This is a genomic window from Massilia sp. CF038 (assembly GCF_900129765.1).
Lineage (GTDB): Bacteria > Pseudomonadota > Gammaproteobacteria > Burkholderiales > Burkholderiaceae_D > Telluria_A.
This window is the reverse complement of the sequence record NZ_FQWU01000001.1, coordinates 1,293,620-1,317,517: the sequence shown is the minus strand read 5'-3', so window position 1 is coordinate 1,317,517 and position 23,898 is coordinate 1,293,620. Positions and strand designations below refer to the sequence as shown.

At 64.8% G+C, this 23,898-nt stretch carries 19 protein-coding genes and 1 tRNA gene; 10 read left to right on the top strand and 10 right to left on the bottom strand.

Translation table 11 applies throughout. The features are described 5' to 3' along the window. Nucleotides 1-165 precede the first annotated feature (165 nt). Entirely contained in the window at nt 166-660 is a 495-nt protein-coding gene (gene rraA, locus BUC24_RS06115; protein ID WP_073213199.1) for a ribonuclease E activity regulator RraA, read from the bottom strand. A 130-nt stretch (nt 661-790) separates the two neighbouring features. Here rraA and BUC24_RS06110 point away from each other — a divergent pair, with 130 nt between their 5' ends. Next, nucleotides 791-973 carry a DUF3606 domain-containing protein gene (locus tag BUC24_RS06110; protein WP_073213198.1) on the top strand — a complete coding sequence of 61 codons (183 nt, stop codon included), beginning with the start codon at nt 791-793 and terminating at the stop codon, nt 971-973. A 123-nt stretch (nt 974-1,096) separates the two neighbouring features. Here the strand turns inward: BUC24_RS06110 and clpB are convergent, their stop codons facing one another. The 8 genes from clpB to BUC24_RS06070 form a co-directional block, all read right to left on the bottom strand. Continuing rightward, nucleotides 1,097-3,712, bottom strand: coding sequence for an ATP-dependent chaperone ClpB (gene clpB, locus BUC24_RS06105; protein WP_073213197.1), 2,616 nt, complete (start codon nt 3,710-3,712; stop codon nt 1,097-1,099). A gap of 152 nt (nt 3,713-3,864) precedes the next feature. Further along, nucleotides 3,865-4,293, bottom strand: coding sequence for an inner membrane protein YiaA (gene yiaA, locus BUC24_RS06100; RefSeq protein WP_073213196.1), 429 nt, complete (start codon nt 4,291-4,293; stop codon nt 3,865-3,867). Nucleotides 4,294-4,319: 26 nt separating this feature from the next. Then, the gene (gene crcB / locus BUC24_RS06095) at nt 4,320-4,694 is read right to left on the bottom strand and encodes a fluoride efflux transporter CrcB (protein ID WP_073213195.1); all 375 of its coding nucleotides are present in this window, start codon (nt 4,692-4,694) and stop codon (nt 4,320-4,322) included. After that, nucleotides 4,691-5,149: a molybdopterin synthase catalytic subunit MoaE gene (gene moaE, locus BUC24_RS06090; RefSeq protein WP_073213194.1), complete on the bottom strand. Its 459-nt coding sequence runs from the start codon at nt 5,147-5,149 to the stop codon at nt 4,691-4,693. Before moaE ends, crcB begins: the two co-directional genes overlap by 4 nt. Then, entirely contained in the window at nt 5,146-7,683 is a 2,538-nt protein-coding gene (locus BUC24_RS06085; RefSeq protein ID WP_073213193.1) for a DUF349 domain-containing protein, read from the bottom strand. Before BUC24_RS06085 ends, moaE begins: the two co-directional genes overlap by 4 nt. A gap of 123 nt (nt 7,684-7,806) precedes the next feature. Then, nucleotides 7,807-8,400, bottom strand: coding sequence for a hypothetical protein (locus tag BUC24_RS06080; protein ID WP_073213192.1), 594 nt, complete (start codon nt 8,398-8,400; stop codon nt 7,807-7,809). A 203-nt stretch (nt 8,401-8,603) separates the two neighbouring features. After that, nucleotides 8,604-9,590: a DUF2804 domain-containing protein gene (locus BUC24_RS06075; protein WP_073213191.1), complete on the bottom strand. Its 987-nt coding sequence runs from the start codon at nt 9,588-9,590 to the stop codon at nt 8,604-8,606. Continuing rightward, nucleotides 9,587-10,825, bottom strand: a complete 1,239-nt coding sequence (locus tag BUC24_RS06070; RefSeq protein WP_073213190.1) for a winged helix-turn-helix domain-containing protein — start codon at nt 10,823-10,825, stop codon at nt 9,587-9,589. The genes BUC24_RS06075 and BUC24_RS06070 overlap by 4 nt, the downstream gene beginning before the upstream one ends. Nucleotides 10,826-10,954: 129 nt before the next feature. Between BUC24_RS06070 and BUC24_RS06065 the strand changes: the two genes are divergently transcribed. From BUC24_RS06065 to BUC24_RS06055, 3 genes are all read left to right on the top strand, one after another. After that, nucleotides 10,955-13,975, top strand: coding sequence for a PAS domain S-box protein (locus tag BUC24_RS06065; RefSeq protein WP_073213189.1), 3,021 nt, complete (start codon nt 10,955-10,957; stop codon nt 13,973-13,975). 81 nt (nt 13,976-14,056) lie between these two features. Further along, entirely contained in the window at nt 14,057-15,307 is a 1,251-nt protein-coding gene (locus BUC24_RS06060; RefSeq protein ID WP_073213188.1) for an exonuclease SbcCD subunit D C-terminal domain-containing protein, read from the top strand. Beyond that, nucleotides 15,304-19,023, top strand: coding sequence for an AAA family ATPase (locus BUC24_RS06055; protein ID WP_073213187.1), 3,720 nt, complete (start codon nt 15,304-15,306; stop codon nt 19,021-19,023). Before BUC24_RS06060 ends, BUC24_RS06055 begins: the two co-directional genes overlap by 4 nt. Nucleotides 19,024-19,037: 14 nt before the next feature. Here the strand turns inward: BUC24_RS06055 and BUC24_RS26870 are convergent, their stop codons facing one another. Next, nucleotides 19,038-19,187, bottom strand: coding sequence for a hypothetical protein (locus tag BUC24_RS26870; RefSeq protein ID WP_178372482.1), 150 nt, complete (start codon nt 19,185-19,187; stop codon nt 19,038-19,040). A gap of 123 nt (nt 19,188-19,310) precedes the next feature. On the opposite strand from BUC24_RS26870, the gene BUC24_RS06050 reads away from it, so the two are divergent. From BUC24_RS06050 to dbpA, 6 genes are all read left to right on the top strand, one after another. Next, nucleotides 19,311-19,523 (top strand): hypothetical protein, encoded by a 213-nt coding sequence (locus BUC24_RS06050; RefSeq protein WP_073214845.1) that lies wholly within the window; start codon nt 19,311-19,313, stop codon nt 19,521-19,523. Between the two features lie 82 nt (nt 19,524-19,605). Next, the gene (locus BUC24_RS06045) at nt 19,606-20,433 is read left to right on the top strand and encodes a hypothetical protein (RefSeq protein ID WP_143167399.1); all 828 of its coding nucleotides are present in this window, start codon (nt 19,606-19,608) and stop codon (nt 20,431-20,433) included. A 97-nt stretch (nt 20,434-20,530) separates the two neighbouring features. After that, entirely contained in the window at nt 20,531-21,706 is a 1,176-nt protein-coding gene (locus BUC24_RS06040; RefSeq protein ID WP_073213185.1) for a methyltransferase, read from the top strand. Nucleotides 21,707-22,052: 346 nt separating this feature from the next. Next, nucleotides 22,053-22,129 (top strand) — tRNA-Met (locus tag BUC24_RS06035). Nucleotides 22,130-22,189: 60 nt separating this feature from the next. After that, on the top strand, nt 22,190-22,423 hold the full coding sequence (locus BUC24_RS06030; protein WP_073213184.1) for a hypothetical protein: 234 nt from the start codon (nt 22,190-22,192) through the stop codon (nt 22,421-22,423). A 46-nt stretch (nt 22,424-22,469) separates the two neighbouring features. Further along, nucleotides 22,470-23,879: an ATP-dependent RNA helicase DbpA gene (gene dbpA, locus BUC24_RS06025; RefSeq protein WP_073213183.1), complete on the top strand. Its 1,410-nt coding sequence runs from the start codon at nt 22,470-22,472 to the stop codon at nt 23,877-23,879. Nucleotides 23,880-23,898 lie beyond the last annotated feature (19 nt).

Here is a 23,898-nt window from a genome sequence, read left to right as displayed (position 1 = left end):
ATAAGATACATAAGTAAAAATATCTTAATTAAAATCAAAGGCTTGAGCGTTATTTTTCGCCATACGGGAGAGAATTTCTCCAAATGGGAGGCTAATACATGGGTTCGCCCAAGCCCATTCCCATAATGTGAAAAGGCGACTGCGCCTGATGAAAAAGACCGCCGCTCAAGCCAGTTTTTGCTGGGCGATCAAAACACCGTCCGCATCGGCATACAGCCAATCGCCCGGCTGCACGAACACACCGCCAATGGCGACGCGTATGTTGCGCTCGCCCACGCCCTTCTTGGCGCTTTTTTGTGGGTGCACGCCAAGGGCACGCACGCCGATCTCGCAAGCATTGATTTCATCGCTGTCGCGCACACAGCCGTCGACCACAATGCCGGCCCAGCCATTGTCCTGGGCCAGCAGCGCCAGTTGGCCGCCCACCAGCGCGCGCCGCATGCTGGCGCCGCCATCGATGACCAGTACATTGCCATTGCCAGGCGCTTCCAGCGTCGAGCGGACCAGTGCGTTGTCTTCAAATACCTTCAAGGTGGTGACGCGGCCGGAAAACGTGACCTGGCGGCCGTAGTGCTTGTACCCGGGAGGGAGAATGGCGAGGCGGCCGTCGTCAAGCAATTGGGGGTGGTCGTCGCACAGGTCGGTGGTGGCAAAGGTCATGGTGGCTTCCGCGAGGATAAGGGAATGACAATTCTATGCGGATTTGCACGCGCACGGACAGGGTGCGTCAGCGAACCGACCCAACATGCATGTCGTGCGAGGCTGTGGTTTTTGCTGCTGGGAGAATACTGTGTCGGAAAGCGTACTGGAACCGGGTCCGCAGGACTATGACCGTATCAATGTGCTGGTGGAGGCTGAACTGGTGTACTGGACCAAGGCGTTTGGGGTGACGCGGGAAAGGCTGGCGGCGGCGATTCAGGAGGTGGGGCCGCGGATACCGGATTTGAGCAGGGTGTTGGGGGAGCCGCGCTGACGAGCGTTAGCGCTATGCGGGCATTGCCGTAGTCAGACGCTTGGAATGGGTCCCCGCCTGCGCGAGGACGATGTGTGGCTACTCAGCACATCGTCCTCGCGAAGGCGGGGACCCATAGCACGCTCAAACCTTGTCGAGTTCCACCGCCCCCGCCTTGGTCTCAAACACCAGATTGCCATGCTCAACCCGTACCGGGATGGTGTCCTTCGGTCCGAACTTGCCCGCGAGGATCAACTTCGACAGCGGATTCTCAATCTGCTGCTGAATCGCGCGCTTGAGCGGACGCGCGCCATACACGGGATCGTAGCCAGCCTCGGCAATCTTCTGCAGCGCCGCGTCGTTGATGTCGAGCGTCATTTCCATCTTGGCCAGGCGCTGCTCCAGATGCTGCAGCTGGATCTTGGCGATGGCGCCGATGTTCTTCTCGTCGAGCGCATGGAACACCACAATCTCGTCGATGCGGTTGATGAACTCGGGCCGGAAATGCGACCGTACCTCGGCCATCACGGCCAGCTTGACCACGCCCGGATCGTCACTGTCCATCGACTGGATCTTGTGTGAACCCAGGTTCGAGGTCATGACGATCACGGTATTCTTGAAGTCGACCGTGCGCCCCTGCCCGTCCGTCATGCGGCCATCGTCAAGCACCTGCAGCAGCACGTTGAACACATCGCTGTGGGCCTTTTCCACTTCGTCGAGCAAAATCACGCTGTAAGGCTTCCGGCGCACCGCTTCGGTGAGGTAACCACCTTCGTCGTAGCCCACGTAACCCGGCGGCGCCCCGATCAGGCGCGCGACCGAGTGCTTCTCCATGAATTCACTCATGTCGATGCGGATCATCGATTCCTCGGTATCGAACAGGAAGTTGGCCAGCGCCTTGCACAGCTCTGTCTTGCCGACGCCGGTGGGCCCCAGGAACATGAATGAACCATACGGCCGGTTCGGATCCGACAAACCGGCGCGCGAACGGCGGATGGCATCGGCCACGGCGACGATCGCCTCGTCCTGCCCCACCACACGTTCGTGCAGCTTTTCCTCGATGTGCAGCAGCTTGTCACGCTCACCCTGCATCATGCGCGAGACGGGAATGCCGGTTGCGCGCGACACCACTTCGGCGATTTCTTCGGCGCCCACCTGGGTGCGCAGCAATTTCGGCTGAGCCGCGTTTTCCTGGCGCGCGGCGTCAGACTCGGCGCTTTTAAGCTGCGCTTCCAGCTCGGGCAGGCGGCCGTACTGCAGCTCCGATACTTTCTGCCAGTTGCTAGCGCGGGTCGCTTCCTCCATCTCGTGGCGAATGCGCTCGATTTCTTCCTTGATGTGGGTGGTCCCCTGCACCATCGCTTTTTCGGACTTGAGCACTTCCTCGAAGTCGTTGTACTCGCGTTCCAGGCGCGCTATTTCCTCGTCGATCAGGTCCAGGCGGCGGCGCGAGGCTTCGTCCTTCTCCTTCTTGACGGCTTCCTTTTCAATTTTCAGCTGAATGATGCGGCGTTCCAGCTTGTCCATGACCTCGGGCTTGGAGTCGATCTCGATCTTGATCTTGGAGGCGGCTTCGTCGATCAGATCAATGGCCTTGTCCGGCAGGAAGCGGTCGGTAATGTAGCGGTGCGACAGTTCGGCCGCAGCAATGATGGCAGCGTCGGTGATTTCCACCTTGTGATGGAGTTCGTATTTGTCTTGCAGCCCGCGCAGGATGGCAATGGTCGCCTCCACGCTGGGTTCGTCCACCAGAATTTTCTGGAAGCGCCGCTCCAGCGCTGCATCCTTCTCGATGTACTTGCGGTACTCGTCCAGGGTGGTCGCGCCGACGCAATGCAGCTCGCCGCGCGCCAGGGCTGGCTTGAGCATGTTCCCTGCGTCCATGGCGCCGTCGGCCTTGCCGGCGCCGACCATGGTGTGCATCTCGTCGATGAACACGATGGTCTGGCCTTCATCCTGGGCCAGCTCCTTCAGCACCGACTTGAGGCGTTCCTCGAACTCGCCGCGGAATTTGGCGCCTGCCACCAGCGCGGCCATGTCCAGCGACAGCACGCGCTTGCCCTTGAGCGAATCAGGCACTTCATTATTGACGATGCGCTGCGCCAGGCCTTCCACAATCGCGGTCTTGCCCACGCCTGGCTCGCCAATGAGGACCGGGTTGTTCTTGGTACGGCGCTGCAGCACCTGGATCGCGCGGCGGATTTCATCGTCACGCCCGATCACCGGATCAAGCTTGCCCATGCGGGCGCGCTCGGTCAGGTCCAGCGTGTATTTTTTAAGCGCCTCGCGCTGGCCTTCGGATTCGGCTGAGTTGACCGATTCGCCACCGCGCACCGCCTGAATGGCCGCTTCCAGCGCCTTGCGCGACAAGCCATGCTCGCGCGCCAGCTTGCCGGCCTCGGACTTGTCGTCGGTGAGCGCGAGCAGCACCATTTCGCTGGAGATGAACTGGTCGCTGCGTTTTTGCGCTTCGCGGTCGGCCAGATTGAGCACGTTCATCAGTTCACGGCTGACCTGCGTTTCGCCGCCCGTGCCCGATACCTTGGGCAGGCGTTCAAGTGCATTTTTCAGATTGGTGGTCAGGCCGCCGACGTTCACACCGGCCCGCTGCAGCAGCGAGCGGGCGCCGGCATCGTCCTGGTTGAGCAAGGCCAGCAGCAAATGGACCGGCTCGATGTATTGATTGTCGCCACCGACTGCCAGGCTTTGCGCATCCGACAGCGCTTCCTGCAGTTTGGTGGTGATTTTGTCTTGGCGCATGGTAAAGCTCCCAAAAAGAGTAATTTCTAAGTTACAAGCAAGATTGGGATGGTTGGCGCTTTTTCAAGAACGACGCCTGTTGGCAGAATATAAAAGAAAATGGCGCCAAGCGGCGCCATTCTGAGCTGTACCCGCTGGCGCGGGACGGGAAATCAATCCTTGACGAAACTGCCGCCCACATCATCTGCCTGGGCAATGTCACGTACGTTCTTCTGCACCGCCACCGCTGCAAACAGGCTCAGCAAGAATGACATGGCGAAGAAGCCTTTTTCACTCGGGGCGATGGTGGCGTTGAACAGGCCCACCGTCAGCAGCAGCACCGCCATCAGCAGCGAGAACCAGCACATGCCGTAATAAATCCCGGTGACCTTGATGCCTTCCAGCCGGTCGCGCACCGATTTTTGCAGAGACACTGCGGAAAACAGACCGTACAACAGCAGCGTGAAATAGTAACCCCGCTCGTTAAGCTGCATCTGGGCGTTCCACAGACCGATCAGAAAGGTCGCCCCGCCCACGATCAAGGCCAGCCAGGACGCGCCGACGAATGCTGCGGTAGGCCGCGGCGACAGTTGTTTGGACATGCGATTCTCCTTCAGAGATAAATGACTTACGTCGACAAAGCGCGCCAGCTGGCATAGCCGGCGATACAACAGGAAACTGAACCGATTAAATGCAGCGCCGAATGCGCCAGCGCCCAGCCATATTCACCACGCTGGAGCAGCACCATCGACTCGCCCGAAAACGTCGAGAACGTGGTCAGCCCACCCAGAAACCCGGTGATGGCAAACAGCCGCCATTCGGGCGACAGATGCGGGTAACTGGCAAAGAAGCCGAGCGCGATCCCGATCAGGTAGCCGCCGCCCAGATTGGCCGCCAGCGTGCCTGCCTGCAGCTTGGCGTGGGCACCGCCTAGCCACAAGGCCAGGCCCCAGCGCAGCCAGGCACCGAGCGCCGCGCCCAGGCCCACTGCCACAAAATTCATTGGGCCGCCCACTTGCGCAAGGCCTGATCGTCGCTGACGCGGGCATCAACCCAGCGCGCACCCTCGGGCGTTTGTTCCTTCTTCCAGAACGGGGCCTCGGTCTTGAGGTAATCGATGATGAACTCGCAGGCCGCGAAAGCTTCGCCGCGGTGCGCCGCACTGCATGCCACCAGCACGATCTGGTCCAGTGGCGCCAGGGGGCCGACGCGGTGTACCACCAGCGCCCCAAACAGCGGCCAGCGCGTGCGCGCCTGCGCGACGATCTGCTCGATCGACTGCTCCGTCATGCCCGGGTAGTGTTCCAGCTCCATGGCCGCCACGCTGGCGCCATCGTTCATGTCGCGCACGGTGCCAACAAAGCTGACCACGGCGCCAATGCGCGCATCCTGCCCGCGCAAGGCGGCCAGTTCGGCGTTCAGGTCGAAGTCGGCGCTCTGGACCCGTACCACGCTCATTTGCCGTCTTTCGTCACGCGTGCAAACAGGTGCTCGATGCGGCTGGTGGTACGCTGGTCGGCCAGCGCCGGCAAGGCGCACAGATGCAGGAACTGGGTGGCCGCACCGGCCGGCTTCTGGCCCGACTTGAGCGAAGACTGCAGCGTTTCCACCTGCAGTTTGAGACGCTCGCGCGCAAACTCGCTGCCGCTGTCGATGCCGGCGCCAATTTCGAGACGCAGCACTTCGTGCATCAACGCGGCGCGGTTCGATTCGAGCTTGGCGGCGTAGGCCTGGCGATCGCCTGTAATGGCAGTCTGGCCTGCCAGCAGGCGCGCATGCAGCGCCTTGTCGTAATCGCTACCGACAGCAGGCAGCGCGGCCCAGCGCCCGTTCCAGTCGGTGGCGGCCGGATCGGCCGAGGCGTCGGCCAGTTGCGCTTCGAGTGTCCGGCACAGGTGCAGCTTGTCGCGCAAGGCCGTGGCCTGGGCGCGGCTAGCATCGCGCTTGGCGGTATCGAGGTGGTGCTGCAGCGCTGCGACGGCGCTTTGATAGCGTTTGTCGACGCGCGCCTCGTTGGCACGCGGGACGGGGCCGATGGCATGCCATTCGGCGGCCGCTTCGCGCAGCAGCTTGCCGGCGGAGCTGGCGTCGGCCGCTGCAGCAGCTTGTTCGAGGCGTTCGCACAGCGCTTCTTTCGCGTGCTGGTGCGCGCGCCGCTCCGCGTCTGCCGCGTGCGCGCTCTCCTTGCGCTTGGCGAAGACGGCGTCGCAGGCCGCGCGGAAGCGCTGCCACAGCGCCTGCTCGGACTTGCGTTCCAGCGGCAAGGCACGTGCATGTTCCTGCCATTGCTCCTGCAGCGACTTGAGTGTATCGAGCGTGTGGCGGTCGCCCGGGTTGAGCGCGGCCACCTTGGCGATCAGGTCTTCACGCACCGAGACCTCGCCCTTGCGCTGCTGTTCCAGCGGCGCCTGCAGCACGTTCAGGGCATCGGTAAAGGCCTGGTCCAGGCGTTTTTTATCTTTGCGGTCAATCGCGCCCAGGTGACTCCAGGCCAGACGCAAGCCTTGCACCTTGGTGGCCATCTGCTTCCAGTCCACCGCGCCCTCGCCCAAAGTGGCGCCTTCGGCCACGGCCTGGGCGATCAGCACCTCGGCCTTGGCGGCATTGGCGTGGCGTTCTTCGGCCAGATGCTTGAAGTGGGCTGCGGCCGGGGCATACGCGGCGCTGCAGGCGGCATCAAACCGCTCCCACAGGCTCTTGGGGGCGGCACCGGACAAAGTGTCGAGCGCTTTCCAGCGCTCGCGCATGCTGCCGACCTTCTTGGCCAGTTCGCTCATGGCCAGGCTTTGGGTGCTGAGCTGTTCTACCGCCTTGATCAGCTCTTCGCGCGAGACATTGCCGCCCCAGCGCGCCCAGTCCGACAGGCGCTTGAGTTCCGCGCGGGCGTGGGCCAGGCGCTCGGCCAGCGCCGGCGCCAGACGCACGCCCTTGCTGTCCTTGAGTTCCTTGTCCAGCTCCGCAGCTGCGCCCAGCGACCCGTGCTGCAATGCCGCCTCCATGGCGTCGACCTTGTCGAGGAAGCTCTGGTCAGGCGCCTGTGCGCTTGCATGGCTACGCGACTTGGGCGCGGCAGGCTTGTCGACCGTGGCCGGCAAGGTGGCCAGCAGTTCATCGAAGCGCTGGCGCAGCTGGGCCGCCGCCGGCTCGGGCACAGGCGGCAACTGGCGCCATGCCTTGTTCAGCAGGTCGGCATTGAGCGACTCGGGGGCAACGCCCTGCCACTCGGCCAGCAGGGCGTCGCGCCGCGCAATGGCAGCCTGGCCCAGTTCCAGGTCGGCCAGCGAGGCTGACACGCGCGTCATTTCGTTGGCCACTTCGTTGGTCAGGCTGCGCGGCAGCGAGCTGTGTTCGGGCGCGGCCAGGGCTTGCTGCTGTTCCTGGTCGATCTGGCGCAGCTGGGCGGCGATGTCGGCCGCTGGCAAGGCGCTGCCAGCCAGGGCGCGAATCTGCCCCAGCCGGTCGATCATGGCGCGCTGCAGCACCACCTGCGCTTCGAGCCGCTGGCCCAATTGGGCGCGCAGCGCCTCGAACTGGGACGCCAGTTCCGGTGCCTTGATGACGGCCCAGGCGTGGTCCAGATCGGCCACCAGGTTCGGCGTCAGACGCTCGTCGCGCAGCAGGGTTTCGGCCTGGGCGATGCAGGCCTGGCCGCGTTCGAGTTCGGCCTCGTGGTGACGGATGGCGTCCAGCCGCGCCTGCATCAGCTTGGCGACACGGCGGTCGGTATTGCGCACGCCGGCATGCACCCGTTCGAGCTGGGCCCGGCTGTGCACGAATTCGGCCGCCGCCAGGCGCAGTTCGGAAAAATCGCATTGCAGGATGAAGTCGGCAGCGCCAGCCTCGTCGCCACGCAGGCCGGCCACCTGCTGCGCCTGCTGCTCGCGCGCTGCCGCTGTTGGGGAAGCTGGCTTGCCGCCATCTGCCGGCGCAGTCTGTCCTGCCGGGGAGTCGGCGGGTTTGTCACCCGGTCGTTTGAAGAGGAATTCGAACATGACGCGCCACCAACGATTCAAAACCGCCATCATAGCAAGAACGGGCAGCCTGGCGCGCTTTCCCGCGCTGGCCGCCCGATCGCCGCAGATGCCGATTCCGCCGGTATTACACGGCGCTACCTGTCAATTGACCAGGTTCGCTGCCACCCTTTGCCGGCGGGCCTGCTCGTACGGTTCTTCGGTGTAGGGTTCCGAGGCGCGCGCGGGCCGCGATTCCTGCACGTAGGCGTCGTGCGCGAGCATCTGGTTGGCGATTGAAAACCAGGCTTCGCCGGAAATGACCGAGCGCGCGACGGGAAACAATTGTTGTTCTTCGAGCTCAAGCCGGCGCAAGGTGGCGCTGCAGAAGGCTTCAACGGTACTGCAGAACTGCGCCACCTTGCTGGCCGTGTCGACCGCGGTGGCGCCCAGCTTGATGGCCAGCACGCCCACGGCATCGGCAGCGGCACGGCCCAGTTCGTCGAGGTCTTGCAGCAGCGTGGCGGCCTCGCTGGTGGCGTGACGGATGGCGGGGATGAGAAACATGTCGAGCTTGCGCCAGTGGCAGCTCTCGTACAGGCGTTTGACGATGTCGCACGCGTAATTGACCTGGCCTGCGGTCAGCGTGCTCTGGTGAATGAAGTTGGTTTGAAGTAGTTGTTGTAGAGATTGCAGACTCACCCGAACCTTGGCTTGCTCGACAGACAGTGCAACCAGGGTATATGTCGCCGTTAACATACTCTCTCCTCAGAAAGTGCCCCGCATGCGCAAACGCCTCCCGCACTGCAATGCGGGATGGGCCTGGCCGGAGTCGTCATTTTATGGTCGGGTTTGGTGTTGTTCTTTATGAACTTTTTCATGAACCCGGAGAGACTAGTGTAAAGAAGGCCGACAACCCCAGTTTGATCTATCGCAAGCCTTGAGGGAAGACTACCGTATTTTTACCAGCGCGAGCGGTGATCCTCGGTCACTCCCGGCAAGCCACTGACAGGCACTTTCGCGGCGCCGGGACGGGCGCGCACCCAGCCGCTGAAGGTCCCGATCGGCTGCACATAATGGCTGGCAGCCACGATCAGGTTCTTGTCCTGGTGGCGCATGCCTTCCGGCGTAAACAAGAGCGAGAGCAAGCCATCCTCGGTCTCGAGCTGCCAGGGCGCCATGGGGTCGCGTGCATCGAACTCGAAACGCGCCGGCCCCAGTGCATGCAACTGGCCGTCCAGCCACAGGGCATTCTCGTGCGCGCCAAAGTACCCGGCCTGCAAATTGAAGCCCAGCGCCAGACTGTGTCCACAGGCCCAGCGCCAGTCGGTCTCGCGGGCCAGCAGACCGTTGGAGTAATCGACGCTGGCGACCCCGCCGTCAAGCGCGATCTGGCGGCTGCCGACCCGCAGCGCACCTGTAAGGGCCATGCCGCCCGACTTCTGGGTTGCATGCACCGAGCCGCCCGATACCGTCCCAACGGCCAGCAACTGGGGCGCAGGCCCGCCAAAACTGGCATCGATTTCGAATTCCTTGCAGCGCAGCGTCAGCGCATACACGCCGGCGCTGTCGGTGCGCAGGGCGATCCGGCTTGCGCCAAAGCGAAACCGGCTCTCGCCGGCCGCATGGTCGGCCACGCGCGCGCCCATGCCCGGCAAACCATCTTGCGCAAAGCTGGCGATCAGGCTGCGCGTGGGCCGCTCGAATGCGTAAGCAAAGGCGGTGCTGGTCCAGCCCAGGTCGACGATGGCAACGGCGCAGAACACCTCGTCACAGGCCAGCGCCGCATAGTGCCAACGCTTGTGATGAAAGCGGCGCCACCAAGCACTGCGCTGCCACGGCGGCGCCAGGGCTGGCCAGTCGAACTGGCCGGCCAGGCCGGCGAACTTGCCCAGCACGGGCTGACCGGCGGCATCGACGACGGCGCGCGGCGCCGCTGCCAGCGTCACGCGGCCTGCTCCGCGTCGCCCTGCCCCAGCGCGGCCACCAGCCAGCCCTCCAGGGACTCGGGCACGGCGCGCGTGACCAGCACCTGCGCGCAGCCATGCCAGTTGGCGCAGCGGCGCACCGCCAGGGCAATGTCGGCCACCAGGCGCTCGCTCAGGCGCACGCCCGCTTCCAGTTCGATCAATTTAAGTTCAAACACGCCTTCGCGCCGGTGCGCCTTGGCGTCGACCCGGCCCACCAGCACACCGCGGCGCAAAATGGGTAGCACAAAATAGCCGTAACGGCGCTTGGGGGCCGGCGTGTAGCATTCAAGCCGGTAATCGAAGTTGAACAGTTCCAGCGCGCGGCGCCGGTCCCACACAATCGGGTCGAACGGCGACAGCAGCGACGTCAGGGTGGGCGTCAGCGCGCCGGCGGCGGCCTGTTCGGCCAGCGCCTGGTGCTCGGCGTGGATGTAGACGGCGTCGTCCCAGCCCTGCACGCGCGCGCGCAGCAAGCTGCCATCGGCCACCAGCGCCTCCAGATCCGCATGCGGGCGCCGCGTGCGGTAATAGTCGGGCACCCAGCCAGCCCTGGCCAGGCCCATGGCGCGCACCGCTTTCAGGGCCAGATGGCGCCGGGTTTCCTCCATTGGCGGCAGCTGGGTATCGTCCCAGCTGGGGTGCACGCGCTCGGCCAGATCGTAGATACGCTGAAAATTATGACGCTTCGCGATCATCAGAGCACCCGAGGTAAACAGCACTTCCAGCGAACGCTTTTCGGGCTTCCACTCCCACCAGCCGCCGCTTTGCCCGTCGGTGCGCTCAAAGTCGGACGAACGGGTGGGCCCGTGCTGGCGGATATGCGCCAGCACGGCCTGGACCTCGGCGGCACGCTCGCGCATCCAGGTGGCCGAGTACTTCCAGCCCATGGCGCTGGGGTCGAGCATGCGGTGGCGCAGCAGGCGGTAATCATCAATCGGCACGAAACAGGCTTCGTGGGCCCAGTATTCGAACAACGCGCCTTCGGCCAGATGCTCGCCCAGCCAGTCCTGGTCGTAGTCGCCCAGGCGGCTCCATAACACCAGGTACGGGCTACGCGCCACCACGCTGATCGTATCGATCTGCAGCACGCCCATACGGACGATCGCCTCCAGCACGTCAACCTTGGCGGCCTTGCGCCGGCGCGGCTGCAGCATGCCCTGGGCTGCCAGGTGCAGCGCGCGGGCAGAAGATTGCGAAAGAATCAATTCGGTCATCCCCCCATTTTAGAGGGCCAATGGCCCCTGCGGCACGGGCGGGGGATTATTTTTTTCAAGATGAAAAAACAAGAGCTTTTGCGTGCAGAATAGTTTTATTGTGAGTCAGACAAAAGGTCAGCGCAGCCGATGAAGATTGCGGGCAGCTTGGGCAAACTGGGAAGACGCCTGTCGCGGGTGGTCTTGCTGCCGGCGTTCGCGCTGGCCCTGCTCATCTCCATGTGGAGCGCGGTGCTGATCGAAACCAGCGCCGAGCGCCAGGCCAGCCATGCCGAAGCGGTGGCGCGCAGCGAATCGCTGGCGCGCGTACTGTCGGCCCATGTCAGCCATGTGCTGCGCCAGGCCGACCATGCCACCCAGTTGTACCGGCTGCGGCATGAGGGCGCCGCCCCCGCTGCCGGCACGCGGCCCTGGAGTCTGGCCGAATTCGAACGGCGCGGCGGCCTGCTCGACAGCGTGCTGCCGGCGCGCCTGGGCCTTCCCATGGCGCGCTTTGACCGCAACGGAGGCCAGATCGATGCCGTCAACGGCTTCGGTCCCGCAGACGTCAGCCGCCAATCGTTTTTCCAGACCCTGGCAGCCAATAATAACGATCTGGCCGTGTTCTCCACCGTGGTCACTGATGCCCGCAGCGGACGCTGGCAAATTCAGGTGGCGCGCCGCCTGCACGACCGCCAGCAGCGCTTTGACGGCGCCATCGTGATCCGCATCGAACCCGACCTGTTCGTGGACGACTACGACCGTCTGAACCTGGACGACAACGGCGCCCTGCTCCTCATGAATCCCCTGGACGGGCTGTCGGTCGGTCGCGCTGGCGAGCGTCTGTTCGTGAGCGACCGGGTCAAGTTCGAGCCGCAGCGCAGCAAAGGCGGTTCCTCGTCGGAGATGCTGCCGGTGGTGCCGCTCGACGGCGTGGCCCGCATTTACAGCGCCAGCGAGATGCCCCGTTACGGGCTGACGACGATTGTCGGTATCGAGGCGCAAGGCGCCATGGCGCGCTACCAGCGCCACCGGACCCAGTATCTGGCCATGGCCGCCATTGCCACCATCTTGATCAGCACCGTGATTGCAATCCTGATGCGGCAAAGCACCCGGCTGCGGCGCAGCGTGCACCTTGCGCGGCGCGCCCAGGCAACGCTGCGCGCGGCGGCCGACGGCAGTCTTGATGGCTTCATGATACTCAAGGCCAGCCGCGATGCAGACGGCGCGCCGCAGGACTTCATCATCGAGGATCTGAACCACAAGGCCGCCGCCATGTTCGGGCGCACCCGCGAAGCGCTGCTGGGCCAGGCCGCATTTTCCCTGATGCCGCGCTTTCGCACAGCAGGTTTCTTCGAGCGTTATTGCGCGGCGCTGGCGGCTGGCGAGCCGCTGGAAGAAGAAATCGAAGTGCGCCTCGACGGCGACGCGCCGCGCTGGATCCACCACCAGATCGTCCCGCTGCAAGACGGCGTGGCCGTCACCTCGCGCGACATCAGCGCGCGCAAGCGGGCCGAGATCGAGATCCACAACAACCGCAGTTTCCTGCAGTCGCTGATCGAGCACCTGCCCTTGCTGATCTATGCGCGCGCCGTGCGCGGCGCCGACGCCGGCGTGGCCATCGTGTGGAACAAGGCCGCCGAAGACGTGACCGGCTACAGCGCAGCGCACGTCATGGACAAACCATACAGCCAGGCCTTTCCGCCCGATTACGCCCTGTGCAACCCGCTGGACGAGCGCGAGATGCTGCTCAATCCGCGCGTGATCGACCAGCCCGAGATGCTCATCGAACGGCCCGACGGCAGCCGGCGCTACTTGCACGCGGTGGCCGTGCCGCTCTACGACGGCAATGGCAAGACCGAATTCATGCTCTGGATTGCCGAAGACATCAGCCTGCGGCGAGAACAGGAACAATCGCTGCGCGCCAGTGAAGCGCACCTGACGGCGGTGACCAACGCCTCGCCACTGGGCCTGGTGCGCGCCGACATGTGGGGCAACTGCACCTATGTCAACAAGCGCTTCGAAACCATCACCGGGCTCACGCGCGAGCAGGCGCTCGGGCGCGGCTGGCTGGCACCGTTCCAGAACGACGAAGTTGACTACATGCCGATCGTGTTCGAACACCAGCGCCGCCATGATGAACCCTTCGTCAAGATCACGCGCTGCCGCCACACCGACGGCAAGTTGATCTGGGCCTCGACCAAGATCGCAGCCATCCGCATCAACGGCCGCATCGAAGGTTTCATTGGCACCATTGACGACATCACCACCCTGCGCGAAGCCGAACTGGCGCTGCGCGAAAGCGAAGCGCGCCTGCGCACCATTGCCGACACCTTGCCGACCATGGTCGCTTACATCGATGCCGACCAGGTGTACCGCTTCCTGAACCGCGCCTACGACCGCGAATTCGGGCGCGGTGGCGACAGTGTGGTTGGCCAGAGCATCCTTGCCACCATCGGGCCGGCGCGCTACGCCACGCTGGCGCATTACATCAAGCGCGCGCTGGCGGGCGAAACGCTGATGTACGAAGAGCAGGATGAACACGACGGCGTCGAACGCACCATGGAAGTGACTTACATCCCGCAGATCAGCGACGACGGCGCCAGCGTGACGGGTTTTCACGTCATGCGCCAGGACATCACCTCGCAAAAGCGCGAAAAGAAGCGGCTGTTGAAGCTGGCCCAGGTCGACCCCCTGACCGGGCTGGCCAACCGGGCCGGTTTCATGCAAAAGCTGACGCTGGCCATGCAGGAAAACGCCGACGAAGCGCGCCTGATGGCCCTGATGTACATGGACATTGACCACTTCAAGCCCGTCAACGACACCCATGGCCACCAGGTGGGCGACGCCCTGCTCAAAGCCTTCTCGGCGCGCCTGACGCATACCCTGCGCGCCAGCGACACCATCGCCCGGCTGGGCGGCGACGAATTTACAATCGTGATGGAAAAGCTGGGCCGGCGCGAAGACGCCACCATCCTGGCCGAAAAAATCGTCAGCGCCATGCAGGCGCCGTTCCAGTTAAACGACGTCACGGTGCAGATCTCGGCCAGCATCGGCCTGGCCTACTTCAGCGACGGTCCGATCGACCCCGACGCCCTGATCCGCGACGCCGACCGCCTGCTCTACCAGGCCAAGCAAGCCGGCCGCAACACCTACCGCACCACCGCCTGAGCTCCTTCAAACCCGGGTCTGGGCGCGCTGGGGAAAAGTTTCGAGGTATAGTGGCGGCTGGTTTTTCTTTCCCGGCGATTCATGCGTCTGATTCACACCTCCGACTGGCACCTCGGCCAGACTCTGCACCAGTTCGACCGCGCCTATGAACACCAGTGCTTTCTCGACTGGTTGCTCGACACCATCGTTTCCGAACAGGCCGATGCGCTGTTGATCGCGGGAGATGTGTTTGATACCGCCAATCCATCAGCTGCCGCTCAGAAACAGCTATACCGCTTTTTGCAGCAGGCGCGTGCGCGCGCGCCCGAGCTCGACATTGTCATCATTGCAGGCAACCACGATTCACCGGGCCGGCTGGAGGCACCCGGGCCGCTGCTGGAAGCGCATGGCACCCGCGTCATCGGCCATGTGGTCCGCAACGACGATGGCGGCATCGATCTCGAGCGCCTGCTGGTGCCGCTGCATGACCGCGACGGCGCGCTCAAGGCCTGGTGCCTGGCCGTGCCTTTCCTGCGGCCCGGCGATGTACCGCGCAGCGAAGCGGCCGAGGGCGAAGCGCCGGCCGCCGATCCTTATCTGGCCGGGATCGCCCTGCTTTACGGTCAGGCCTTTGCCCTGGCCGCGGCGCGCTGCACCGAGGGACAGGCCATTGTCGCCATGGGCCACTGCCATATGGTCGACGGCGCCGCCTCGCTCGATTCCGAGCGCCGGATTGTCATCGGCGGCACCGAGGCACTGCCAGCGGCGGTCTTCGACCCTGCCATCGCCTACACCGCCCTGGGCCACTTGCATTTGTCGCAGCGCGTGGGACAGAAGGAACACATACGCTACTGCGGCAGCCCGCTGCCTCTGTCATTTTCCGAGGTGGGCTATCAGCACCAGGTACTGCGGGTGGACCTGGATGGTGCTCGCGCGCAGACAGTCACGCCGCTGCTGGTGCCGCGCGCAATCGAACTGCTGCGGGTGCCGCCCAAACCGGCGCCGCTCGATGAGGTACTCACGGCGCTGGGCGCCCTTGAATTGCCCGAGCGGCCGCTGCACACGCAGCCGTTTCTTGAGGTACGCGTGCTGCTCGATGCGCCGGAACCCGGTCTGCGCGGGCGGATCGAGGCTGCGCTGGCCGGCAAGCCGGTACGGCTGGCGAAAATTGAACCCACCCGCAAACTGGAAGGCGCCACCGGCGAGGCAGCTGCGCTGTCGCTCGATCAGTTGGCCCAGTTGCAGCCGGACGATATCTTTCGCCGCCTGTATCTGCAAAAATTTGGCGAAGATGCCCCCGATGATCAACTCAGTGCCTTTGCGGAATTGATGCTGCCCGGTGAAGGCGCATGAAGATCCTGAAAATCAGCGGCAAGAATCTCGCTTCGCTGGCGGGTGAATTTTGCATCGACTTTGAACAGGAGCCGCTGGCCTCATCCGGCCTGTTCGCGATCAGCGGCCCCACCGGCGCTGGAAAAAGCACGCTGCTCGATGCGCTGTGCGTGGCACTGTACGACGCCACCCCGCGTCTGCTCAAGAGCAAACGCGCCGGCAGCGTTCTGCCGGACGTGGGCAGCGAAACCGTGTCGGTGCAGGATCCGCGCACCCTGCTGCGGCGCGGCGCTGCCGACGCCTTCGCAGAAGTTGATTTCATCGGCAACGACGCACTGCGCTACCGGGCCCGCTGGAGTGTGCGCCGATCGCGCGGCAAGGCTGGCGGGGCACTGCAAAAGCAGTCCATGACCCTGCTGCGCCTGCACGACCAGATTGCGCTTGGCGGCACCAACACCGAGGTAGCGCAGGAAATCGTGCAGCGCGTCGGCTTGAACTTCGAACAGTTCACCCGCGCCGTACTGCTGGCGCAAAATGAATTTTCCGCGTTCTTGAAAACCGAAGAGAACGAGCGCGGCGAACTGCTTGAAACCCTCACCGGCAGCACCGTCTACAGCGCCATTTCGCGGCGCGCCTTCGAGCGCTTCAAGCAGGAGCAGGCGGCCATGCAGCAGTTAAGCGCGCGCCTGGCCGACCATGCGCCCATGCCCGCCGAGGCACGCGCCACCGTGGAGGCGCAATGCGCCGCCGCCGATGCCGCCCTGGCGCTGGCCGATAGCCGCAAGATGGCGCTCGAACAAGAGCAGCGCTGGCATCAGGAGGCCGCCAAGCTGGCCGCCATCGAAGCCCAGGCCGAGCAGGCATTGACGCTGGCGCTGGCCGCAGGCGAAGCGGCCGCGGACCGGCGCGCCCATTTGGCCCTGCTCGATGCCGCAGAACCGGCACGCGCGCTGCAAGCGGAGCGTGAACGGCTGACACGTGAACGCGCGGCGGCGGTGCAGACCGGCGTAGTGGCCGGCGCCGCCGTGCAGCGCGCCCAAGCCGTGCAGCAGCAGTCGGCGGCCGCGCTTGCGGCGGCACGCATGCAGCTGCAAGCGGCCGAAGCGGACGTGGCGAGCGCCACGCCACACCTGAACCAGGCCAAGGCACTCGATGCCAGCATTGCCGCCCTGATGCCGTCGCATCAACAGGCAGCGGCCAACCGTCAGCAAGCGCAAGCCGCCCTGAACCATGCCAGCATGGCACGCGACAGCGCGGCCGCGCAATTAAAGAACATCCAGGCCGAGCACGCACAGAACGGCCACTGGCTGGCGGACCACGCAAGCTGGCACGATCTGGCGGCGTCGTGGCCACGCTGGGATACGCTGCTGCGGCAGGCACTGCAGGCCGAAGCCAGCGCAGCTGCCGCCGAGGAGGCCATGCACGAAGCGGCGCAGGTGCGCGATGCAGCAGCGCGCAGCGAGCAGGAAGCGGCGACGGCACTGGCCGCGGCCGCCGCACAGATGGGCGAGCGCGAAGCAGCACGCCAGGACGCCATCGCGGCACTGGCCCGCATCGACCAGGCGCAGTTGGGCCAGCAGCGCCAGAGCCTGGACCAGCGTCGCGAGGCGCTGGGCGAAGGTCAGTCAGTCTGGAACGCGCTGGTGGCGGCCGACGTGCGTGCGCGCGAACTGCAAGCGCAGGTAATGGCGTTGGAGGCCGCCAGGCAAGATGCACTGGCCAAGCTGGATGCGGCATCGGCGCAAGCCGGCCCGCTGGAGGGGGCGCTGGCGCAGGCGGAACGGTCCCTCAAGGCCACCGAACTGGCTTGCGCCGAGAGCGTCGCGTCGTTGCGCGCCACATTGGCGGACGGCGCTCCCTGCCCCGTCTGCGGCAGCGCCGACCATCCTTATCAGCACCAGGACGCGGTCCTGGCCACGCTGCTGTCCACATTGCGCGCCGAGCTTGACCAGGCACGCGTTCGGGCCCAGGACAATCGGACCACGCAGGCGACCCAGCGCGCCGTGGCCGATGGCAGCGACCAGCAGCTGGCCAGCTGCATCCGCGACACCACGGCCATCACGGCGACCTTGACCGCGCTGCGCGCCCAGTGGGCCACGCTGCCTGTTGCCGCTGAGGCGCCCGAGGAAACCCAGCGCAGCAGCTGGTTCGTGCGCGCGCTGGCCACGCTGCGTGAATCAGCGCTGGCGCTGGAAGTGGCGGAACAGGCCCTGCGCCAGGCCGGCGCCGCACGCGACACCGCCCAGCAGGCCTGCGATGCGACCGCGGCCCAGCATGCCATCGCATCGCAGCAGGCTGGCACAGCGCGTACCAAGCTGGACGCGGCCACTGCGCGCCACCTGACCTTGAGCGCCAGTCACGGCCAGGCGCAAGATACATTGGCGGCGTTGCTGAACGAGCTCGATGCCGCGTTTGCAAGCGGCTGGCGCGCACAATGGCAGGCCGGAGCGGACGCGTTTCACCAGGCGCGCGCATTTGAAGTGCGCAGCTGGCGCGAACATGCGGCGCGCCAGGAACAAGGGGCTGCGCAGCTGGTCCGCCTGGAAGCGGCGCACGCCAGCGCCGTGCAAGTGGCGGTGCTGGCACAGAATGCACTGGAGACGGCCAGCGCCGAATTTGCCCGCATCGACGCCGACATTGGCACCAAATCGCAGCAGCGTGCGGCGCTGTGGGATGGCCGCGCGGTGGCCGACGTCGAACAGGCACTGACGGCCGCTGTCACCAGCGCCCGCGCCAAACTGGCGCAAGAGGAAACGGCCAGCGCGGACGCCGCCCAAGGTCTCACCCGCGCAAGCGAGGCTGCGGCCCAGGCGGCATTGCGCATCGGCGCCATTGAAGAGCAAGCGCAGGCGGCCCAGCACCAGATCACAGCGTGGCTGGCCGCGCCCGGCAATCCGGTCAGTGACGCTGCCCACCTGGCGACCCTGCTGGCCGAAGAGCGCAGCGTGATCGCGCGCGAGCGCAGCGCCTTGCAGGAGCTTGATACGACGGTCGCCAACGCTGCAACCGTGCTGACGGAACGGCGCAACCAGCGCGTCTTGCACCAGCAAACTGCGCCCGAACACGATGCCGCCAGCGTCGACGCTGCCCTCGCAGCGCACCTGGCCGAGCGCGCACTGGCCGCCGACGCAGCAAGCGCCTTGCGTCTGCAACTGGCACAGGACAATGTGCGGCGCGAGAACGCGCAGGCGCTCACGGCCGAGATCGAGCGTCAGCAAGTCAGCGAATTGCGCTGGGGGCGCTTGAACGAATTGATTGGCTCGGCCGATGGCAAAAAATTCCGCAACTACGCGCAGCAGTTCACACTGGACGTGCTGCTCGGTTACGCCAACAGCCATCTGGCGCTGCTGGCGCGCCGCTACCGACTTGAACGCGTAACCGCCAGCAGCGGACCATCACTCGGCTTGCTGGTGCGCGACCAGGATATGGGCGACGAAATCCGCTCCGTCAATTCGCTCTCGGGCGGCGAATCATTCCTGGTGTCGCTGGCGCTGGCGCTGGGCCTGGCCTCGCTGTCATCGAACCGGGTACGGGTCGAGTCGCTGTTTATTGATGAAGGTTTCGGCAGTCTGGATGCCGACACCCTGCGCGTGGCCATGGACGCGCTGGACGGCTTGCAGTCGATGGGGCGCAAAGTGGGCGTGATCTCGCATGTGCAGGAGATGACGGAACGGATTGCCACCCGCATCCTGGTGCAGCCTGCCGGGGGCGGCAGCAGCAGCGTGACCGTACAATAATAGAGAAGCGCCGCTCAGCGGCGCCGCAAGGGGCGCACCAGGCCCCAGCCCAGCTCGCGGCGAATCTGCTGGCCGTCCGGTGGGGGGCCTTTTTGTTCCTGGCGCGCGCGCAACCAGTTGCGCACGCTTTCTTTGCTCGGTTGCTGCTGCACTTGCTTGCACATTGCATTTTCCCATTCAGAGAAGCGGACCACGGGGTCCATACCCTGTTAACGCAGCCGCGCCAACGGGGTTGACGGCGCCGGGGCGGTGCTAAAATGCGCGCTTTTCCCCGCACCGAGATTGCCATGTCCAAACCAGCCCGTATCCTCACCTTCAAGTGCGCCAAGTGCGAACAACCGGTCAAAGTCTTCCTGCAAAAGGTCTCTGCCTGCTCCCATATCCAGCCTTATCAGGGCTTGTGCGCCTGCGGCGAGCCAAAACGTTATGCTACGGGAAACAAGGACGCAGTTGAGTCCTTCCTGACCTCGGCAGACGGCAGCTGGACCCACCATCACTAAAAAATATTCAAAAAATAGCTAAAGTTTGGTCAAGGCATGCCGTTAGTTGCAGTGTTACCCACACTTTCGCAGCCAGATTGCCATGTCACCGAACTCTACGCTGGGCTCACGCCCTCCCGCCCAACCCGTACTTCCTGCCAGCGTGCAGGTTGGCGGCGCGAGTGCGGGTGCGCAGTCGGTGTCGGCAACGGGCAAGGTGGCAGCCCGTCTGCCGACCGTGGATCCCGTGGCGCTGCAGGACGATGTTGTAAGTTTGTCAGTGCTTGGCTTGCAGGCGCCAGGCAGCGCCAGCGCGTCGGTCAGCGATTCGGCGCAAAGCTTTGTCAGCGCGATTGCGCAAAATCTGTTTGGCGATGGTGCCCAGACCGCTTCTGTCTCCTATAACCTGGCGTCGTTCCGGTCGGTGCGCACGCTCAGTGCCGTCGACAGCCAGAACGATACTGCACGCCCCGAAGCGTTCGCTCTCAACCAAAGCATCAGCTTCAGCGGCAGTGGCCAGATCGTTACCGACGATGGCCAGACCTTCGATTTTGAAGTGGCGGTCAAGTATGAAGCGCAGGCCCAGCCTGGTGCGGCGCCCTTGCCCGAGCCAATCACGATCGAGCCGCCCGACATGCTGGTCCTGACGGGCAAACCGCTGCCTGCCATTAAATTCCCCGGCAGTTTGAACGACCTGTTCAAGCTGCTTAGCCGCGAACTGCGCACCGACGTCTCCGACGGCCCGAGCACCGGCAGCATGACTTTGCGCCTGCAGCGCCTGGTGGACCGCGCTGCCCTGCTGGCGCCACGCGCACGTGCCGACGACCCGGAAGCGACGCCGGTGGAGCGCGCCAAGGCTGCCGCCAGCGCCTATGCCAAGGCGGATGTGGCCGCGGCGACCGGCGTGTCCGACCTGAGCGAAGCGGCGTAAGCTTCCCCTGGCGCGACGCGCCATTCCTGCCAAGTATAATGGGCGCATTCGCGTGCCGCCTGCGCACGCCCATCCTTAGCGCTTTTCGACACAATACATGCACCCACTGCCCGCCGCCGACGCCCCTGCCCACATCCACTGGACCGAGGACGGCGTCGAGCGCTCGGCCCGCTGGCGCTCTGAAAGCGGGATGCCAGCACCCAAAAAAGTGGTCATCGCCGACGACCAGACCCCGGCCGATCTGGCCTACCGCCTGGCCTGCGAAGGCACGGCCTTGCTGTGGCGCGGCGACTTTCAAAATGCGCGCCAGTTGCTGCAGGCGCTGGCACGGCGCGCCGACCACAAAGGCGGCAAGGCCGACAAAGGCCGGCGCGGCAAGCCGGCCCGGGTGCCTTCCTCGCCGGCCGAAGCATTCCATCTGCACCGCCAGGCCCAGTCGCAGCGCGCGCGCACTCTGGCCATGCTGCTCATTCCGTTCGATGCCGATTACCGCATTCCGCTGCGGCGCGCCCCGGATGTGGCGCTGGCCTGCAACGAAGCCTACGGCCGCGGCGAGACGCCGTTTGTCGCCTCGCTGCGCGAGTTACTGGGACTGATCGGCGCGCACGAGTGGCGCCGCAACGGCGTGCCGATCGCGGCCCTGGGCGAAAAAATCCATCCCCACTACGGCGTGTTTTCGCCGATTCGCGGCGAATACCTGGAACTGGTGGCCAACGCGCCCTTGCCGCCAGGCGCCAAGGTGGCGTTCGACATTGGCACTGGCACCGGCGTGCTGGCGGCGCTGCTGGCGCGGCGCGGGCTGGCGCACATCGTAGCCACCGACCTCGATCCGCGCGCCCTGTCGTGCGCGCGCGAGAATTTGCAGCGCTTGCAGCTGGACCAGCATGTCGAGCTGATGAAGGCCGACCTGTTCCCCGAGCGCCGCGCCGACCTGGTGGTGTGCAATCCGCCGTGGCTGCCGGGCCGCCCTAGTTCATCGATTGAGTATGCGATTTACGATCCCGACAGCCGCATGCTGCGGGGTTTTCTGAGCCGCGTGGCAGCGCACCTGGCGCCCGGCGGCGAAGCCTGGCTGATTCTGTCGGACCTGGCCGAACATCTGGGCCTGCGCCCGCGCAGCGATCTGGACGCGTGGATCGCTGCTGGCGGGCTGCAGCTCATTGAACGGCACGATGTGCGTCCCGTGCATCCGCGCGCCAGCGACCCGTCCGACCCGCTGCACGCGGCCCGCTCAGCCGAGCTGACCTCGCTCTGGCGCCTGCGCGCCCTGTAACGTCGTCCTCGCGAAGGTGCCTGCGCATGCGCAGGCCCCATAGCAACCTGAGTGAATCCGGCAATGGTCTATGGGTCCCCGCCTCCGCGAGGACGATGTTGTTGTGCGTCGGCGCTCCAGCGATTCGTCGGATCCCTTGTATGCCGCGCTAGGCCGAGCTGATTTCACTCTGACGCCAGCGCAGCCTGTGACCTCGTCCTCGCGAAGGCGGGGACCTATAGACCATTACCGCATTCACTCAGGTTGATATAGGTCCCCGCCTTCGCGAGGACGATGTAGGGGTTCACTTGCCCGCGCGATAAGCATTGCACGATTCCCTGCACTTCTATACAATATGCGCCTCAGACGCGGGGTGGAGCAGTCTGGCAGCTCGTCGGGCTCATAACCCGAAGGTCACAGGTTCAAATCCTGTCCCCGCAACCAGAATTTTTCAAACTGAGCCCGACTCTTGCAGCCGGGCTTTTGTTTTTCCGGCGCAGTAAAATGAGAGACAAAAAAGATAACGCGACCTTCGACCTGCCGGGATTCGGACCAGCCGCACCGCTGATGCATCCGCCCGCCGAAGCGCGCCGCACGACTGTGCCGCGCCAGCGCAAGGTGACAGTCAAGCAGCACCAGCTGGAATTGCTGGAAGAAACCGATGCGTCCGGCCTGCCCGTGTGGCGGCGCGACGAAAATACCGACCTGACCGGCCTGCCCATCTGGGCTGCCGCCTGACGAGCCTGTTAGACTTGGCCGTCCCCTCTTTTTGACGGCTAGCACCATGCATCCACAACCCTTTGCCAACCTGCCGCTGACGGCTTCCTTCCTCGCCAATCTGGACAGCCTCGGCTACCACCAGATGACGCCGATCCAGGCCCAGAGCCTGCCGCATGTGCTGGAAGGGCGCGATCTGATTGCGCAAGCGAAAACCGGCAGCGGCAAGACGGCCGCCTTCGGCATCGGCATTTTGCACAAGCTCAATCCGGCCTGGTTTGCCGTGCAAGGCCTGGTGCTGTGTCCGACGCGTGAACTGGCCGACCAGGTCGCCAATGAATTGCGCCGCCTGGCGCGCGGCGAAGGCAACATCAAGGTGCTGACCCTGACCGGCGGCGCACCGATGCGCCCGCAAGTGGCCTCGCTCGAGCATGGCGCCCACATCGTGGTGGGCACACCGGGCCGCATCCGTGATCACCTAGGCCGCGGCACCATCAATCTGGACAAGGTGCAAACCCTGGTGCTGGACGAAGCGGACCGCATGACGGACATGGGCTTCTACGACGAGATCGCGGGCATTGTCTCGGCCTGCCCGAAACGACGCCAGACCTTGCTGTTCTCGGCCACCTATCCGGACGATATTCGCCAGGCCACCGAACATTTCCTGCATAACCCGGTCGAAGTGATTGTGGAAGCCCAGCACACGGGCGAGCAGATCGAGCAGCGCTTCTACGAAGTGGGCTTTGACGAGCGCGATGCCGCTGTTGGCCGTCTGCTCAAGCATTTCAAGCCGGTGTCCGCCCTGGCCTTCTGCAATACCAAGGTACATTGCCGCGAGCTGGCCGAAAGCCTGCGCGCGCAAGGCTTTTCGGCGCTGGCCCTGTACGGGGAACTGGAACAGCGCGAGCGTGATGAAATCCTGGTGCTGTTTTCCAACCGCAGCTGCTCGGTGCTGGTCGCGACTGACGTCGCCGCGCGCGGGCTCGATATTGCCAACCTGGGTGCGGTGATCAACGTCGACGTGTCGAAAGACACCGAGGTCCACATCCACCGCGTGGGCCGTACGGGCCGCGCCGGCGAATCGGGCCTGGCCCTGTCGCTGTGCGCGCCGAACGAAAAAAAATGGGTACGCCTGATCGAGGAATACCAGAACGCCCCGGTCAGCTGGCATCCGCTCGAGGAACTGGGCGGCGCCGAGGCCGAGGCCGCGCCTGCGCCGATGGTGACCTTGTGCATCATGGGCGGCAAGAAGGACAAGCTGCGTCCGGGCGACTTGCTGGGCGCACTCACGGGCGATGCCCGCCTCAGCAAGGAACAAGTGGGCAAGATCAATGTCTTCGAGTTCATGACGTATGTGGCGCTGGATCGTCACGTCGCCGAGGCCGCCTTCAAACGCCTGAATGCCGGCAATACGCTGGGACCGGATTTTGGCAACATCAAAGGGCGCAGTTTCAAGATGCGTTTCATCGACGTTTAGGCTGGCCCGCAGTACAAAA

What these genes read in the sequence shown, in the direction of transcription:
- BUC24_RS06055 (WP_073213187.1), top strand. Translation starts at nt 15,304, where the DNA reads ATGAAGATCCTGAAAATCAGCGGCAAGAATCTCGCTTCGCTGGCGGGT.
- BUC24_RS06070 (WP_073213190.1), bottom strand. Translation starts at nt 10,825, where the DNA reads ATGACCGAATTGATTCTTTCGCAATCTTCTGCCCGCGCGCTGCACCTG.
- BUC24_RS06065 (WP_073213189.1), top strand. Translation starts at nt 10,955, where the DNA reads ATGAAGATTGCGGGCAGCTTGGGCAAACTGGGAAGACGCCTGTCGCGG.
- rraA (WP_073213199.1), bottom strand. Translation starts at nt 660, where the DNA reads ATGACCTTTGCCACCACCGACCTGTGCGACGACCACCCCCAATTGCTT.
- BUC24_RS26870 (WP_178372482.1), bottom strand. Translation starts at nt 19,187, where the DNA reads ATGTGCAAGCAAGTGCAGCAGCAACCGAGCAAAGAAAGCGTGCGCAAC.
- BUC24_RS06050 (WP_073214845.1), top strand. Translation starts at nt 19,311, where the DNA reads ATGTCCAAACCAGCCCGTATCCTCACCTTCAAGTGCGCCAAGTGCGAA.
- BUC24_RS06030 (WP_073213184.1), top strand. Translation starts at nt 22,190, where the DNA reads ATGAGAGACAAAAAAGATAACGCGACCTTCGACCTGCCGGGATTCGGA.
- clpB (WP_073213197.1), bottom strand. Translation starts at nt 3,712, where the DNA reads ATGCGCCAAGACAAAATCACCACCAAACTGCAGGAAGCGCTGTCGGAT.
- yiaA (WP_073213196.1), bottom strand. Translation starts at nt 4,293, where the DNA reads ATGTCCAAACAACTGTCGCCGCGGCCTACCGCAGCATTCGTCGGCGCG.
- BUC24_RS06080 (WP_073213192.1), bottom strand. Translation starts at nt 8,400, where the DNA reads ATGTTAACGGCGACATATACCCTGGTTGCACTGTCTGTCGAGCAAGCC.
- BUC24_RS06085 (WP_073213193.1), bottom strand. Translation starts at nt 7,683, where the DNA reads ATGTTCGAATTCCTCTTCAAACGACCGGGTGACAAACCCGCCGACTCC.
- BUC24_RS06060 (WP_073213188.1), top strand. Translation starts at nt 14,057, where the DNA reads ATGCGTCTGATTCACACCTCCGACTGGCACCTCGGCCAGACTCTGCAC.
- BUC24_RS06040 (WP_073213185.1), top strand. Translation starts at nt 20,531, where the DNA reads ATGCACCCACTGCCCGCCGCCGACGCCCCTGCCCACATCCACTGGACC.
- crcB (WP_073213195.1), bottom strand. Translation starts at nt 4,694, where the DNA reads ATGAATTTTGTGGCAGTGGGCCTGGGCGCGGCGCTCGGTGCCTGGCTG.
- moaE (WP_073213194.1), bottom strand. Translation starts at nt 5,149, where the DNA reads ATGAGCGTGGTACGGGTCCAGAGCGCCGACTTCGACCTGAACGCCGAA.
- dbpA (WP_073213183.1), top strand. Translation starts at nt 22,470, where the DNA reads ATGCATCCACAACCCTTTGCCAACCTGCCGCTGACGGCTTCCTTCCTC.
- BUC24_RS06045 (WP_143167399.1), top strand. Translation starts at nt 19,606, where the DNA reads ATGTCACCGAACTCTACGCTGGGCTCACGCCCTCCCGCCCAACCCGTA.